The sequence below is a fragment of the Pectobacterium parvum genome, assembly GCF_020971565.1.
Taxonomy (GTDB): domain Bacteria; phylum Pseudomonadota; class Gammaproteobacteria; order Enterobacterales; family Enterobacteriaceae; genus Pectobacterium; species Pectobacterium polare.
In genome coordinates, this window is record NZ_CP087392.1 from 3,493,933 (window position 1) to 3,508,448 (window position 14,516).

Here is a 14,516-nt window from a genome sequence, read left to right on the forward strand (position 1 = left end):
TGAGTCTCTAATGAGTTTTGATACCGCGAAGTACCCTACATTGGCGTTAGTGGAAACACCGGATGAACTTCGGTTGTTGCCAAAAGAGAGCCTGCCAAAGCTGTGCGATGAGCTGCGCCAATATCTGCTGGACAGCGTCAGCCGTTCAAGCGGCCATTTTGCTTCAGGGTTAGGGACGGTTGAATTAACGGTTGCACTGCATTACGTCTATAACACCCCTTTCGATCATCTGGTGTGGGATGTCGGCCATCAGGCTTATCCGCACAAGATCATTACCGGCCGTCGCGATCGTATTTCAACGATCCGTCAAAAAGGCGGTTTGCACCCTTTCCCATGGCGTGATGAAAGCGAATATGACGTATTAAGCGTCGGGCATTCATCCACCTCAATCAGTGCCGGACTGGGCATGGCCGTTGCGGCCGAGCGTGAAGGCAAAGGACGTCGTACCGTTTGTGTGATTGGCGACGGCGCGATTACCGCAGGCATGGCCTTTGAGGCGATGAACCACGCGGGCGACATCAAATCCGATCTGCTGGTTGTGCTGAACGACAATGAAATGTCGATTTCAGAAAACGTCGGCGCACTGAACAACCATCTGGCGCAGCTGCTATCCGGCAAGCTCTACGCCAGCCTGCGCGAAGGCGGTAAAAAGGTCTTATCCGGCCTACCGCCTATCAAAGAGCTGGTGAAACGCACCGAAGAACACCTTAAAGGCATGGTCGTGCCAGGCACGTTATTTGAGGAACTGGGTTTTAACTATATCGGCCCGGTTGACGGTCATGACGTTCAGGCGCTGGCGCATACGCTGAAAAATATGCGCAGCCTGAAAGGCCCACAGCTCCTGCACATTATGACGAAGAAAGGCAAAGGGTACGCCCCTGCCGAGCAGGATCCGATCAGCTGGCACGCGGTGCCGAAATTCGATCCGGCCAGCGGCACATTGCCGAAAAGCAAAGAAGGTGCCCAACCCACCTATTCCAAAATCTTCGGTCAATGGCTACAGGAAACGGCTGCCAAAGACAGCAAGCTCATGGCGATCACACCTGCAATGCGCGAAGGTTCGGGCATGGTGCAATTCTCCCGCGACTATCCACAGCAATATTTTGACGTTGCGATTGCCGAACAGCATGCCGTAACGTTTGCTGCGGGTCTGGCTGTCGGTGGTTATCATCCGGTTGTCGCCATTTACTCGACTTTCCTGCAACGTGCTTACGATCAGGTCATCCACGATGTCGCGATCCAGAATCTACCCGTTCTGTTTGCTATCGATCGCGGCGGTATTGTTGGTGCGGATGGACAAACCCATCAGGGCGCGTTCGATCTCTCTTTCTTACGCTGTATCCCGAACATGATCATCATGACGCCTAGCGATGAAAATGAGTGTCGCCAGATGCTGCACACGGGCTATCACTACCAGAAAGGCCCTACGGCAGTGCGCTATCCGCGCGGAAACGGTACGGGTACGGAACTGACGCCACTATCAGAACTGCCAATTGGTAAGGGTGTGGTACGTCGTCAGGGCGAAACGATCGCGATTCTGAATTTCGGAACGCTATTGCCGGAAGCTCAGATTGCAGCAGATAAGTTGAATGCCACGCTTGTCGACATGCGTTTTGTTAAGCCGCTGGATGAAGCGTTACTGGAAGAGCTGGCGCAGTCTCACAGCACGTTTGTGACGCTGGAAGAGAATGCGGTCATGGGCGGCGCAGGGAGCGGTGTGAATGAATTCCTGATGGCGAAACGCCTTGCTGTCTCGGTGCTGAACATTGGGCTACCGGACGTCTTTATCCCACAAGGCTCGCAGGAAGAAATCCGTGTCGATCTGGGCCTCGATGCCGCTGGCATTGAGCGCAGAATCACGCAATGGATGGAATAAGCGACTCACGATAACCGGGGCACATGGCCCCGGTTCAATAATAATGTCAGTGATTCAATAGCGTTGTAACGTCAGAATATCGGCCAGTGATAGCCGATGAAATAGATAATTCCCGCAGAGATCACCCCCGCGACGACATCGTCGATCATGATGCCCATACCGCCATGCACGTTGCGATCGAACCAGCGAATCGGCCAAGGTTTCCAGATATCCAGACAGCGGAAGACGACAAACCCTGCCGCCACCCATTGCCAGTTATCCACCGGAATCGCCATCAGGGTAATCCACATGCCGACAAATTCGTCCCAGACGATGCTGCCGTGATCGTGAACGCCCATATCTTTCGCGGTCTGATGACACAAGTAAACACCGATACAAATGCTCAGCATCACCAAGAGCGAATACAATTCAAGCGGCAGGAACGACATGAGATACCACAGTGGAATCGCCGCCAATGATCCTACCGTACCCGGCATCCAGGGAGACAGACCGCTGCCAAACCCAGTTGCCATCAGGTGCCACGGGTTACTCAGCCGTAAGCGGCGTTTTGCCACTTCAGCACCTTTCGCCTTGTTCGCAGAGTCAGTTTTGCTCGCTAAAATGGTCATACCCCTTCCAGTTCAGCTCGGTCGCTTTATTATCTCTGAAAAAGCGTAGCCCTTCAGAGGAAGGCCCGATTTGCCCGATGCAGGTGTAGTCAGCGCCGAGATGCCCCAAGGCCAGTTCCAGCGCACCGCGGTTAATTTCCGGCACGGTAAAGCACAGCTCATAATCTTCGCCGCCAGATAGCGCCCAACGCAACGCCTGTTCTTCATCGACGCAGCCTCGCAACCAATCAGATTGTGGGATCGCATCCAGATTAATACGCGCACCGCACTCGCTGGCTTTAAGTATATGCTGTAGATCGGAGATGAGGCCGTCGGAAAGATCGATAGCCGAGCTGGCCAGATCGCGCAACGCCTGACCTTGCAGGATTCTCGGTTGAGGACGAAGGTGACGCTGGATCAATCCCTGACGTGCCTTTTCATCCTCAACGTGCAATGTATTCTGGAGAATAGCCAGACCAGCCGCGCTGTCGCCTAATGAACCGGTAACATAAATCCAGTCACCAATTCTGGCTCCGCGACGCGTCAACGCACGGCCTGCTGGCACCAGACCGTGGATAGTCAGCGTCAGGCTCAGTGGACCACGCGTCGTATCACCACCCACCAACTGCATACCATAATAATCAAGCAGCTCAAACAAGCTGTCGCTGTACGCGGATAGCCACTGGCTATTGCTTTTAGGTAGGGTAATGGCCAGAGAAAGCCAGGCAGGATCGGCGCCCATTGCAGCCAGATCGCTTAAATTGACCGCCAGAGATTTGTAACCCAGATCGGCGGGATCGATATCAGGTAGGAAATGAACGCCAGATACCAGCGTGTCGGTACTTACCGCTAGCATCTGCTTATCTGCCACCGTCAGTAACGCACAGTCATCACCGATGCCTAACTCAACATCGCGACGTGAACTTCGGACCCGATTAAAATAGCGGGCAATAAGGTCAAACTCACCTTCAACCATAACCTTTCCAGCCAGCCTATCATTCAAAAGCGATCAGGGCCGGATATCCGGCCCTGATTCGATTCGTTTTACTTCTTGCCTTTCCGTACACTCGGAGCAGCTTTGTCTAGCACGCCATTCACAAACTTATGGCTATCTTCAGCACCGAAGATTTTAGCCAGTTCGATGGCCTCGTTAATCGCCACCTTGTAAGGAACGTCTTCGCGCTTGCTCAGCTCAAACATCGCCAAACGCAGAATCGCTTTTTCAACCTGTCCCAATTCCTCAATTTGACGAGACAGGAAAGGTGCCATCAGTTGATCAAGCTTCTCAGCCTGAGTGGCAACACCCGCCAGCAATTCACGGAAATAGGTAATGTCGACATCTTTGACATCCTGCTCGCTCAGGAATTGGTGTTCAACATCGGCAATATCATTTTTAGATAACTGCCAGGAGTAAAGCGCTTGAACCGCACATTCACGAGCGCGGCGACGAGCAGCAGGTTTCACGGAATTCCCCTTACTTAATCAGGCTTACTTAATCGCTTTCAATACATTAATCATTTCTAGCGCGGTCAAGGCAGCTTCAGCACCTTTGTTCCCCGCTTTCGTACCGGCACGCTCAATCGCCTGCTCAATGCTTTCCGTCGTCAGAACGCCGAAAGCAACAGGGATTTCACTGTCCATCGCAACAGAGGACAGGCCTGAACTACATTCGCCAGCAACAAATTCAAAATGCGCTGTTCCACCACGGATGACCGTTCCCAGAGCAATCACGGCATCATATCCGCCATTTTTCGCGCTTTTGGTCAGCGCACGAACCGTCAATGGCAGTTCGTAAGCACCCGGCACCCAGACAACGGTGATGTTTTCGTCTTTAACCTGACCGATGCGTTTCAATGCATCAATCGCACCGTCCAGGAGGCTGTCGTTAATAAAATGGTTAAAACGCGCAATCACAATCGCCACACGGGCATCAGGAGTAGCAACAACACCTTCAATAACGTTCATAGCATTCCTTGTATCTGGTCTTTATGGCCCGCTAGGGGGGCGGATTCTATCATAATTTTTGTTGGCACGTATCCGGTTTTGTTGGACCTGCACCACGTATTGTATTTACATACACATCAGAATTTAGGTTTCAGGCGCAATCGCAAATCTGAGCCAATCTGGCGAACGTCTGCGATATCAAATTCCGGTGCCTGAGACAACTGATCCAGCCCAGGCAAGAGGCACAGCGAACGGGCATTTTCACCCAACAGTTTGGGGGCAAGATAAACGATAAGTTCATCAACAACGCCAGCATTAAGCAGCGCACCGGCCAGACTGGCCCCGGCTTCAACCCAAACGGAGTTAATCTGCCGTCTCCCCAGCACCATCATCAGCGCCACCAGATCAACGCCGCCATTGTGCTGCGGTAACATCACTTGTTCAACGCCCTGCGGCCACGCCTGTTCGTCCGCCTGCACGCGCGCCAGCCAGGTCTCACCCGGTTGGCTCACAATCCGATGCTGTGGCGTGACGCGCTGTCGACTGTCCACAATCACCCGCACGGGCTGCCTGAGATCCGCTTCTGAATAGCGTTTCTGTACATCGGCACCCAGCTCTGACCAGCGTACGGTAAGAGAGGGGTCGTCAGCTAACACTGTCGCACTGCTGCTCAGAATCGCTGCGCTCTCTGCACGAAAACGTTGCACATCCTGCCGTGCCTGCGGTGAAGTGATCCACTGGCTTTCTCCCGACGCCATCGCAGTACGCCCATCCAAAGACGCCGCCATTTTGAGCTGCACGTAAGGAAAGCCCGTCCGCATACGTTTCAGGAAGCCTACATTCACCTTCTCTGCTTCAGCCATCATCAAACCATGACTGACGGCAATCCCCGCTTGCTGTAGGCGATGCAAACCACGACCCGCTACCTGTGGATTCGGATCCTGCATTGCAGCAACCACGCGGGAAACGCCAGCAGCAATCAACGCATCGGCGCAAGGTGGCGTGCGGCCATGGTGGCTACACGGTTCCAATGTGACGTAGGCCGTCGCACCACGTGCAAGTTCCCCCGCCATTCTCAGCGCATGTACCTCAGCGTGTGGCTCACCAGCACGAAAATGATAGCCTTCACCTACAATTTCGCCATCACGAACAATCACACAGCCAACATTGGGGTTGGGTGCGGTCGTGAAACAACCACGGCGCGCCAGCTCTAACGCGCGCGCCATGTATAATTCATCCTGCGGCAAGTGGCCGTTTTCCTGAAAAACGCTCATTCCCGAACCTCTTATCTCCGTCGCGTTGACGCGACTTAATCCTGCAAACGCGCAATCTCTTCGCCAAATTCGCGGATATCTTCAAAGCTGCGATACACCGATGCAAAGCGGATGTAAGCCACTTTATCCAGCTTTCTCAACGCTTCCATCACCAGATTCCCCACCATCTTGGTGGTAACCTCACGTTCTCCGGTGGCACGAAGATGAGATTTAATGTGATTAAGCGCCATTTCGACGTCATCAGAACTGACTGGCCTTTTTTCCAGCGCTTTCAGCATGCCGCTACGCAATTTATCTTCATTAAAAGGCTCGCGTACTTCATTGCTTTTGATGACTCGCGGCATCACCAGTTCAGCCACTTCAAACGTGGTGAAACGTTCATGACAAACCAGACACTGCCGACGACGACGGACTTGCGAACCTTCGCCGACCAGACGGGAATCAATGACTTTGGTATCAACAGCGGAACAAAACGGGCAATGCATGATGTGTCCTGACCAGTAATCCTTAACGTAGCGACAGTTTACCCTGAATTAACGGACTAACCAAAACTCCTGATCCACGTTGCGAAGGGTTTCGCATCTCTCCCGGTAATAGGATGAAAAAAGCTGTCTCACCTATGACTTAGGCTTAATCGCAGCTAAACTCAGCAACAGGGATCAACGGATCAATGAATAAAACATCGAAAGGGGAACCACAGATATGAGAACCCGATATCGCGTACTGACCTTCCTGCCAGCACTGCTTTTGCTCGCAGGATGTGCTGAACAGCGCCAGATGCCCAAATTGCAGAATCAGATAGGTCAACTCAATCAGCAATTACAAACGCTGACCGATCAGGCCACGGCATTAGAGCGACAAAATGCGTTGAATTCCCAGTCCACCTCCGGTGTTTATTTACTGCCAGCCGCGCAAACCAGCACCGTATTGGAAAGCAGTATTGGCAGACTCAATGTATCGTTGCGCAATATCGAGACTGAAGCGAACGGAACAAGCGCGTTGCTACACATTCGTACGCTTGATGCGAAGGGGCTACCAGCTTTTGGCGCACAGCTTGACTGGGGACGGCTCGATCCCGTGAGTGGGAAGCCTTTAGCTGGCGATACGCAAACACAGTCCTTTGTCGTCTCCCCGACTCTGTTACCAAAAGCCGAAGCGATTATTGAATTGCGCCTGAGCGGCCTGCCGCCGGAAGAACTCGGCTTTGTTCGTTTGCATCAGGTTCAGGAAATACAGAGTCCGCCGCCTGTTGCCGCAACCGAGTCCCCCTAGTAAACGTATTTCCCCAACGCTAAGATGCAAAAAACCCCGCAAGCGGGGTTTTTTATGTTTACAGTCAGCAGATTAAGGCAGGATAGACGGTTGGTCCGCCCCTTCTTTTTCCACTTTCTGAACGATCAGGTGTTCACGCTTCATACCCAGTTTCAGCGCCAGAGCGGAAGAAACATAGATAGAAGAGATCGTACCGATGATCACACCGATAAACATCGTCAACGAGAAGCCATGCAACAATGCACCACCGAAGACCATGAGAATCACAATCATCGCCAACGTGGTCGCAGATGTGATGATGGTACGATGCAACGTCTGTGTCAGAGAGATGTTGGTAATCTCGTAAGGCGTGCCACGACGAACCTTGCGGAAGTTCTCACGAATACGGTCAGATACCACGATCTTATCGTTAAGTGAATAACCAATTACCGACATCAGCGACGCAATGATCGTTAGGTCAACCTCAATAGAGAACAGAGATAGCAGACCCATCGTGATGATCGCATCGTGCGCCAAAGCCAGCACGGCACTCATCGCCAGACGCCATTCAAAACGAAAACCGATGTAAATAAGGATAGCAATCAACGCAGACATCAGCGCCAATGCGCCCGCCTGTGCCAAATCGCTCCCCACGCTCGGCCCGACAAACTCAATACGTTTCACCGTCGCATGCTGCTGGAAGGTATCATTCACCACCTTCAGCACTTTGTTACCGAGCGCTTCGTTCTCGCTGCCAGAAACGGGTGGCATACGCACCATCACATCACGGCTGCTACCGAAATTCTGTACCTGCGGCTCTGAAAACCCAGAGGTCTCTAATGAACTACGCAGGACATCGAGATCGATCGGTTGCTCAAGGTTGATCTCGATAACCGTACCACCGGTAAAATCGAGTCCCCAGTTGAAACCACGCACACCCATAATCGCGATAGAAGCGATGATCAGCAGACCGGAAATGACAAATGCCAATGTATCCCAGCGCATGAAATCATAGACTTTACGTCCATGATTGAGTTGTTCAATGTTGTATTCCTGTTCCTGTGCCACAACGCACTCCTAGATAGACAGTTTGTTGATACGTTTACCGCCGTAAAGCAGGTTAACGATGGCACGAGTACCGACGATCGCCGTAAACATTGAGGTCGCAATCCCAATCGCAGTCGTGATAGCAAACCCTTTGATAGAACCGGTACCAACCGCATACAGGATGATGACTTTAATCAACGTCGTGACGTTCGCATCAACAATCGAACTGAATGCACCTTTGTAGCCCTCATGAATGGCCTGTTGCACAGAGCGACCATTACTGAGTTCTTCTTTGATACGTTCGTTAATGAGTACGTTAGCGTCGACGGCAACCGCCAGCGTAAGCACGATACCCGCGATACCTGGCATGGTCAGCGTCGCCCCCGGTAGCAGCGACATCACGCCGACAATCAACACCAGATTAGCAACCAGCGCACTAGTCGCAATGACACCAAACTTCTTGTAGAAGAAGACCATAAAGAGGATCGATGCGATCAAGCCCCACAAGCAGGCTTCCAGCCCCTGAGTGATGTTTTGCATCCCCAGCGTTGGCCCAATGGTACGTTCTTCAACGATTTGGATCGGCGCAATCAACGCACCCGCACGCAACAGCAGAGAAAGCTGACGCGCTTCGTTCGGGTTATCAATACCGGTAATACGGAAGCTGTTACCCAGTCGCGACTGAATCGTCGCTACGTTGATCACTTCTTCGTGTTTTTCCAATATCGAACGGCCAGTCGCATCTTTCTTGCCACTGTCTTTGTATTCCACAAAGAGCGTCGCCATCAGCTTGCCGATACTGTCTTTGGTGAAGTTGGACATGGTGTTGCCACCCGCGCTGTCCAGAGAAATATTCACCTGAGGCTGGTTATATTCATCCGTACTCGATGTCGAATCGGTAATATGGTCGCCCGTCAGAATCACACGCTTGAACAACACCACTGGTGAGCCGTCACGCATGTTTTTCACTTCAGAGTCGCCCGGCACACGGCCGTTCGCCGCTGCGGTTGCATCAGCATTACTGTTGACCAGACGGAATTCCAGCGTAGCGGTTGCACCAAGAATTTCTTTCGCGCGCGCCGTGTCCTGAATACCCGGTAACTCAACAACGATACGGTCAGCACCCTGACGCTGTACCAGTGGTTCAGCAACACCCAGTTGATTCACACGGTTACGCAGGATATTGATGTTCTGCTGTACGGCGTATTCACGTGCTTCACGCAGACGTTCGTCAGACATCACTGCGCGCAGCAGGTTGCTGCCGCTGCTGCTGAGAACCAGATTGCGGTGACGAGTCGTCAGATAGTTGATGCCCTCATCACGCGTTTGAGCATCACGGAAACGAATTTCGACACCGTAATTATCAATTTTACGCACGGAGGCATAAGGAATGTTCTTCTCACGCAGATCGCTGCGCAAAGAGTCCATTGTTTGTTCTTGTAGTTTACCCAGCGCCGTATCCATATCCACTTCCATCAGGAAGTGAACGCCGCCGCGCAGGTCAAGCCCCAACTTCATCGGTTCAGCGCCCAACAACCGCAGCCAGGTTGGCGTAGCAGGTGCCAGGTTAAGTGCAACGACGAACTTTTCGCCCAACTCATTCACGAGCGCTTCACGCGCACGGAGCTGAACATCAGGGTTAGAGAAGCGAGCCAGAATTGCACCGTTTTCCAATGCAATCGACTTACTGGTAATGTTCTGTTCTTTTAAAACATTCTGGACTTGGATCAGCGTCGTTTCGCTGGCGGCGGTTCCCCGCGCGCCAGTAACTTGTACCGCCGGATCCTCACCATATAGGTTAGGAAGTGCGTAGAGCAGGCCGACAAACAACACCACGACCAGCATCAGGTACTTCCACAAAGGATAACGATTTAACACGGCAGTTCCCTTCGGGAAAATCGGAAATTACAGGGCCTTAATCGTGCCCTTCGGCAGCACGGCAGCCACGAAATCACGTTTGATAACCACTTCATTGGTCTCGTTCAACGCAATCGCAATATAGCCAGTTTCGGACACTTTGGTTACGCGACCAACCAGACCACCGGTCGTTAAGACTTCATCGCCCTTGCCGATAGAATCCATTAACTTTTTGTGTTCCTTGGCGCGTTTTTGCTGAGGACGCAGGATCATAAAGTAGAAAATCAGACCAAAAACGGCCAGCATAATAACCAGAGAGTACGGGCTTCCCTGAGCCGGAGCGCCGGTTGCAGCTACAGCATCGGAGATGAAAAGACTCATTTAAATATCCTCTTTTTTGTCAAAAGATAAGCTATCAAAAAGATAAGTTATCAACCTTACAATCGTGAAAACGCTTCACAGCAAAATGCAATTCATAGCAAACGGGCTGTCAGTTGCTTGTGGCAACGTCTTTTTCAGCAAGCGGCGGAATGGGTTTGCCTATCCGTTGGTAAAAATCCACCACAAAGTGCTCTAATTTACCCTCTTCAATGGCCTGACGTAAACCCGCCATTAAACGCTGATAATAACGCAAGTTATGAATGGTATTGAGTCGTGCTCCGAGTATTTCGTTGCAACGGTCAAGATGATGCAAGTAGGCGCGGCTATAATTGCGACACGTGTAGCAATCACAGTGTTCATCCAGCGAGCTGACGTCATCTTTATGCTTCGCATTGCGGATTTTCACTACGCCATCAGTCACGAAGAGATGCCCGTTACGTGCGTTGCGCGTTGGCATCACACAGTCAAACATATCGACACCGCGGCGAACACCTTCGACTAAGTCTTCCGGCTTGCCAACGCCCATCAAGTAGCGCGGTTTATCTTCTGGAATCTGCGGGCAAACGTGCTCCAGAATACGGTGCATATCTTCTTTCGGCTCACCGACAGCCAAACCGCCCACAGCGTACCCATCAAAGCCAATGTCTACCAGCCCTTTTACGGATACATCACGTAAATCTTCGTAAACACTTCCCTGGATAATACCGAACAGCGCATTTTTATTCTCCAGCTCATCAAAACGCTGACGGCTGCGTTTTGCCCAGCGCAGTGACATCTCCATCGAGCGCTTGGCGTAATCCCAATCGGCAGGATACGGCGTACACTCATCAAAGATCATGACGATATCGGAACCGAGATCGTGCTGAATCTCCATCGATTTTTCCGGGCTAAGGAAAATCGAGTCCCCGTTGATCGGGTTACGGAAATGCACGCCCTGTTCGGTAATCTTGCGAATATCGCCGAGGCTGAACACCTGGAAACCGCCGGAGTCCGTCAGAATCGGGCCGTGCCAGTTCATGAAGTCGTGCAGATCGCCATGCAGCTTCATGATTTCCTGACCGGGACGCAGCCACAGATGGAACGTATTGCCGAGCAGAATCTGTGCGCCGGTCTCTTTCACTTCTTCCGGCGTCATGCCTTTCACCGTGCCGTACGTCCCCACGGGCATAAAAGCCGGGGTTTCCACTACGCCACGTTCAAAAATCAATCTACCGCGTCGCGCACGGCCGTCCGTTGTTTGTAATTCGTACTTCACTTAGCCTCCAGCATCAGAAAAACAGTCTGATGGTAATGATGTATTAACGCCTGACAGAGCGTGGTCTGTGGCGTTCCTATTATGTGGAAAGCGGGTTTATCCCACTTTTTCCTGTTCGGCCATCGGGTTATGCGTAATGAACATCGCATCACCGTAGCTGAAAAAACGATATTGCTCTGCTACCGCCTGACGGTAGGCAGACATCGTGTTCTGGTAGCCGGCAAAGGCCGACACCAGCATGATTAACGTCGATTCGGGTAGATGGAAATTGGTCACCAGCGCATCGATAATGCGGTAGTGATAGCCCGGATAGATGAAAATTTTGGTATCGCCGAAGAACGGTTCGATTGGCGCGTTATGGCTGGCCTGCGCGGCACTTTCCAGTGAACGTACCGAGGTGGTGCCAACGGCGATTACGCGGTTTCCCCGCGCTTTGCACGCCAAAACAGCATCAACGACGTCTTGTGGCACTTCGGCATATTCGGCGTGCATGATGTGATCTTCGATCGTATCGACGCGTACAGGCTGGAAAGTCCCCGCACCCACGTGCAGCGTCACGAACGCCATGTCGATGCCTTTCTCGCGCAGCGCGGCCAACATCGGCTCATCAAAGTGTAATCCCGCCGTCGGTGCCGCTACAGCGCCTGGACGTTGGCTATACACCGTCTGATAAAGCTCACGGTCGGCGTCTTCATCAGGCCTGTCGATATAAGGTGGTAACGGCATGTGGCCGATATCATTCAGGATCGACAGAACATCGCGGGAATCATCGAAATGCAGCTCGAATAGCGCATCATGCCGAGCCGCCATTGTAGCTTTGACGTTTTCGTCATCACCCAGCAGCAGCTCTGTGCCTGGCTTCGGCGCTTTTGACGCTCGAACGTGCGCCAGCACCCGATGGTCATCCAACACGCGCTCGACCAGCACTTCCAGTTTGCCGCCGCTGGCTTTACGGCCAAACAGACGAGCAGGAATCACGCGCGTATTGTTGAACACCAGCAGATCGCCGGGATTCAGTTTATCCAGCAAATCGGTAAACACGCCGTGCGTCAGATTTCCCGTCGGCCCGTCCAGCGATAGCAGGCGGCACCCACTGCGTTCCGCTTGTGGATAATGGGCAATCAATGATTCAGGAAGTTCAAACGAAAAATCGGCAACACGCATGGCAATTCACTTAGCTGTAATACATTAAAAATGGGCGGCCTAGTCTAGAGCCGCAAGCGCATGGCTGCAAGAAATAAGCATCTGAGTCGTGGAATGCATTATACCCAATAGATTTCGAGATACAGGAAGGCGGCAACTGAGGGAGTCCCTAGGAGCTTACATCAGTAAGTGACTGGGGTGACCAAGGGCAGCCAACGAGCCTGTCACTCGAAAGATGAAGGGTATATACTAGCGCCATGAATTTTCTTGCCCACCTCCACCTGGCCACGCTGGCCGACAGCTCCCTATTAGGTAATCTGATGGCGGATTTCGTGCGCGGCAACCCGCAGGACAGCTACGCTGACGAGATCGTCGCGGGTATTCGTCTGCATCGTCGCGTTGATTCACTGACCGACAGCCTGCCGGAAGTCAAACAGGCGCGTCAGTATTTCAGCGATGAATTCCGCCGCGTTTCGCCGATTACGCTAGATGTGCTGTGGGATCACTATCTTGCGCGTCACTGGCTACAACTGGTGCCGGACACGCCCTTGCAAACCTTTATTGACGGTGCGCAATCACAAATCGAGCCGCATCTGGCCCTGACGCCTGAACGCTTTCAGAACCTGAATCGCTATCTGTGGCCGGAACGCTGGATGACCCGTTACGCAGAGCTGCCGTTTATCGCCGATGTGCTGCACAGAATGTCGGTACGCCGTCCGAAACTGGCAGCGCTGTCCGGCTCTTTTCAGGATATCGAGCAGCACTATCACCAATTTGAAATACTCTTCTGGCAGTTTTATCCACGGATGATGCAATTAGCGAAAGCGCAGAAACTGTAAGAACGCGATTTTTCCGTTTTCTACGCGATATATACCCTAAATAATTCGAGTTGCGTGACAAAACGTTAGCGTTTTGAACAACGCTCTGCGTTGACCCTTTAGGGCAAGGCCCATTTATGGCCTTGTAACGCAGCAACCGCGCGAATCTCCAAGAGCTTACACAAGTAAGTGACTGGGGTGAGTAAGGGCAGCTAACGCACAAGCAGCTTGAAGTATGACGGGGATATTGCCCTTTCCGTCAAAAGGGATAATGTAGTCCCTTGAAAGGAAATAGCGATGAGTTCAATAGGCAGAAACTATCTCATTGATTGGTCTCTTTGCCTGTATTCACTCAGGTAGAGTCCCTATACTAGTCGCTGTTTTTTATATCATCCGATCACTAACCGCTATCTACAGGAGTAATTATGGTCCTGGTAACTCGTCAAGCCCCAGACTTCACCGCAGCTGCCGTTTTAGGCAGTGGCGAAATCGTCGAAAATTTCAACCTGAAGAAGCACATCAGCGGTAAAGCTGCCGTGATCTTCTTCTGGCCGATGGACTTCACCTTCGTTTGTCCGTCAGAGCTGATTGCTTTCGATCACCGCTATGCCGAGTTCAAGAAACGCGGTGTGGAAGTGGTTGGCGTTTCCTTCGACTCCGAGTTTGTTCACAACGCATGGCGTAAAACCCCTGTGGACAAAGGCGGCATCGGCGAAGTGCAATACGCGATGGTTGCTGATATCAAGCGCGAAATCCAGAAGGCCTACGGCATTGAGCACCCAGAAGCGGGTGTTGCACTGCGTGGTTCTTTCCTGGTCGACAAAAACGGCGTAGTTCGTCACCAGGTAGTGAACGATCTGCCGCTGGGTCGTAACATCGATGAAATGCTGCGTACCGTTGACGCACTGCAATTCCATGAAGAGCACGGCGAAGTGTGCCCAGCGCAGTGGGAAAAAGGTAAATCCGGTATGGGCGCGTCACCAGACGGCGTAGCCAAATACCTATCTGAGAACGCAGACAAGCTGTAATTCCTCATCCTGCCGACAGGGCAATATGATGACCAAGCCAGTTGCGATGCGACTG

Annotated in this window: 15 protein-coding genes; 4 read left to right on the forward strand and 11 right to left on the reverse strand. The window is 52.1% G+C overall.

What is annotated here, in order from left to right:
• Positions 1-10: 10 nt before the first annotated feature.
• Positions 11-1,876, forward strand: a complete 1,866-nt coding sequence (gene dxs, locus LOZ86_RS15685) for a 1-deoxy-D-xylulose-5-phosphate synthase (RefSeq protein ID WP_039485456.1) — start codon at positions 11-13, stop codon at positions 1,874-1,876.
• Between the two features lie 71 nt (positions 1,877-1,947).
• Here the strand turns inward: dxs and pgpA are convergent, their stop codons facing one another.
• From pgpA to nrdR, 6 genes are all read right to left on the reverse strand, one after another.
• The gene (gene pgpA / locus LOZ86_RS15690; RefSeq protein WP_039485455.1) at positions 1,948-2,484 is read right to left on the reverse strand and encodes a phosphatidylglycerophosphatase A; all 537 of its coding nucleotides are present in this window, start codon (positions 2,482-2,484) and stop codon (positions 1,948-1,950) included.
• On the reverse strand, positions 2,459-3,439 hold the full coding sequence (gene thiL / locus LOZ86_RS15695; protein ID WP_039485452.1) for a thiamine-phosphate kinase: 981 nt from the start codon (positions 3,437-3,439) through the stop codon (positions 2,459-2,461). Before thiL ends, pgpA begins: the two co-directional genes overlap by 26 nt.
• A 68-nt stretch (positions 3,440-3,507) precedes the next feature.
• Positions 3,508-3,927, reverse strand: a complete 420-nt coding sequence (gene nusB / locus LOZ86_RS15700; protein ID WP_010282066.1) for a transcription antitermination factor NusB — start codon at positions 3,925-3,927, stop codon at positions 3,508-3,510.
• Between the two features lie 24 nt (positions 3,928-3,951).
• Entirely contained in the window at positions 3,952-4,428 is a 477-nt protein-coding gene (ribH, locus tag LOZ86_RS15705) for a 6,7-dimethyl-8-ribityllumazine synthase (protein WP_039485449.1), read from the reverse strand.
• Between the two features lie 116 nt (positions 4,429-4,544).
• Positions 4,545-5,681 (reverse strand): bifunctional diaminohydroxyphosphoribosylaminopyrimidine deaminase/5-amino-6-(5-phosphoribosylamino)uracil reductase RibD, encoded by a 1,137-nt coding sequence (ribD, locus tag LOZ86_RS15710; protein WP_039485447.1) that lies wholly within the window; start codon positions 5,679-5,681, stop codon positions 4,545-4,547.
• A gap of 35 nt (positions 5,682-5,716) precedes the next feature.
• A complete protein-coding gene (gene nrdR, locus LOZ86_RS15715) occupies positions 5,717-6,166 on the reverse strand; it encodes a transcriptional regulator NrdR (protein ID WP_010282042.1) in 450 nt (149 codons plus the stop codon).
• Between the two features lie 217 nt (positions 6,167-6,383).
• On the opposite strand from nrdR, the gene LOZ86_RS15720 reads away from it, so the two are divergent.
• The gene (locus LOZ86_RS15720; protein ID WP_039485445.1) at positions 6,384-6,953 is read left to right on the forward strand and encodes a SadB/YajI family lipoprotein; all 570 of its coding nucleotides are present in this window, start codon (positions 6,384-6,386) and stop codon (positions 6,951-6,953) included.
• Positions 6,954-7,025: 72 nt separating this feature from the next.
• On the opposite strand, the gene secF is transcribed toward LOZ86_RS15720, so the two are convergent.
• From secF to queA, 5 genes are all read right to left on the reverse strand, one after another.
• A complete protein-coding gene (gene secF, locus LOZ86_RS15725; protein WP_230243168.1) occupies positions 7,026-7,937 on the reverse strand; it encodes a protein translocase subunit SecF in 912 nt (303 codons plus the stop codon).
• A 72-nt stretch (positions 7,938-8,009) separates the two neighbouring features.
• Positions 8,010-9,857 carry a protein translocase subunit SecD gene (gene secD, locus LOZ86_RS15730; protein ID WP_071822569.1) on the reverse strand — a complete coding sequence of 616 codons (1,848 nt, stop codon included), beginning with the start codon at positions 9,855-9,857 and terminating at the stop codon, positions 8,010-8,012.
• Positions 9,858-9,884: 27 nt separating this feature from the next.
• A complete protein-coding gene (gene yajC / locus LOZ86_RS15735; protein WP_010282033.1) occupies positions 9,885-10,217 on the reverse strand; it encodes a preprotein translocase subunit YajC in 333 nt (110 codons plus the stop codon).
• A 109-nt stretch (positions 10,218-10,326) separates the two neighbouring features.
• Positions 10,327-11,472 carry a tRNA guanosine(34) transglycosylase Tgt gene (gene tgt, locus LOZ86_RS15740; protein WP_039485440.1) on the reverse strand — a complete coding sequence of 382 codons (1,146 nt, stop codon included), beginning with the start codon at positions 11,470-11,472 and terminating at the stop codon, positions 10,327-10,329.
• Positions 11,473-11,568: 96 nt separating this feature from the next.
• On the reverse strand, positions 11,569-12,636 hold the full coding sequence (queA, locus tag LOZ86_RS15745) for a tRNA preQ1(34) S-adenosylmethionine ribosyltransferase-isomerase QueA (protein WP_039514065.1): 1,068 nt from the start codon (positions 12,634-12,636) through the stop codon (positions 11,569-11,571).
• A gap of 236 nt (positions 12,637-12,872) precedes the next feature.
• Here queA and LOZ86_RS15750 point away from each other — a divergent pair, with 236 nt between their 5' ends.
• The gene (locus LOZ86_RS15750; RefSeq protein ID WP_039485435.1) at positions 12,873-13,454 is read left to right on the forward strand and encodes an acyl carrier protein phosphodiesterase; all 582 of its coding nucleotides are present in this window, start codon (positions 12,873-12,875) and stop codon (positions 13,452-13,454) included.
• Positions 13,455-13,858: 404 nt separating this feature from the next.
• Positions 13,859-14,461, forward strand: coding sequence for a peroxiredoxin C (locus LOZ86_RS15755; RefSeq protein WP_039485432.1), 603 nt, complete (start codon positions 13,859-13,861; stop codon positions 14,459-14,461).
• Positions 14,462-14,516: the final 55 nt, after the last annotated feature.

Bases quoted from the DNA above. Each gene is read 5' to 3' on its own strand.
- dxs (WP_039485456.1), top strand. From the start codon at position 11: ATGAGTTTTGATACCGCGAAGTACCCTACATTGGCGTTAGTGGAAACA.
- pgpA (WP_039485455.1), bottom strand. From the start codon at position 2,484: ATGACCATTTTAGCGAGCAAAACTGACTCTGCGAACAAGGCGAAAGGT.
- thiL (WP_039485452.1), bottom strand. From the start codon at position 3,439: ATGGTTGAAGGTGAGTTTGACCTTATTGCCCGCTATTTTAATCGGGTC.
- ribH (WP_039485449.1), bottom strand. From the start codon at position 4,428: ATGAACGTTATTGAAGGTGTTGTTGCTACTCCTGATGCCCGTGTGGCG.
- ribD (WP_039485447.1), bottom strand. From the start codon at position 5,681: ATGAGCGTTTTTCAGGAAAACGGCCACTTGCCGCAGGATGAATTATAC.
- nrdR (WP_010282042.1), bottom strand. From the start codon at position 6,166: ATGCATTGCCCGTTTTGTTCCGCTGTTGATACCAAAGTCATTGATTCC.
- LOZ86_RS15720 (WP_039485445.1), top strand. From the start codon at position 6,384: ATGAGAACCCGATATCGCGTACTGACCTTCCTGCCAGCACTGCTTTTG.
- secF (WP_230243168.1), bottom strand. From the start codon at position 7,937: ATGCGCTGGGATACATTGGCATTTGTCATTTCCGGTCTGCTGATCATC.
- yajC (WP_010282033.1), bottom strand. From the start codon at position 10,217: ATGAGTCTTTTCATCTCCGATGCTGTAGCTGCAACCGGCGCTCCGGCT.
- queA (WP_039514065.1), bottom strand. From the start codon at position 12,636: ATGCGTGTTGCCGATTTTTCGTTTGAACTTCCTGAATCATTGATTGCC.
- LOZ86_RS15750 (WP_039485435.1), top strand. From the start codon at position 12,873: ATGAATTTTCTTGCCCACCTCCACCTGGCCACGCTGGCCGACAGCTCC.
- LOZ86_RS15755 (WP_039485432.1), top strand. From the start codon at position 13,859: ATGGTCCTGGTAACTCGTCAAGCCCCAGACTTCACCGCAGCTGCCGTT.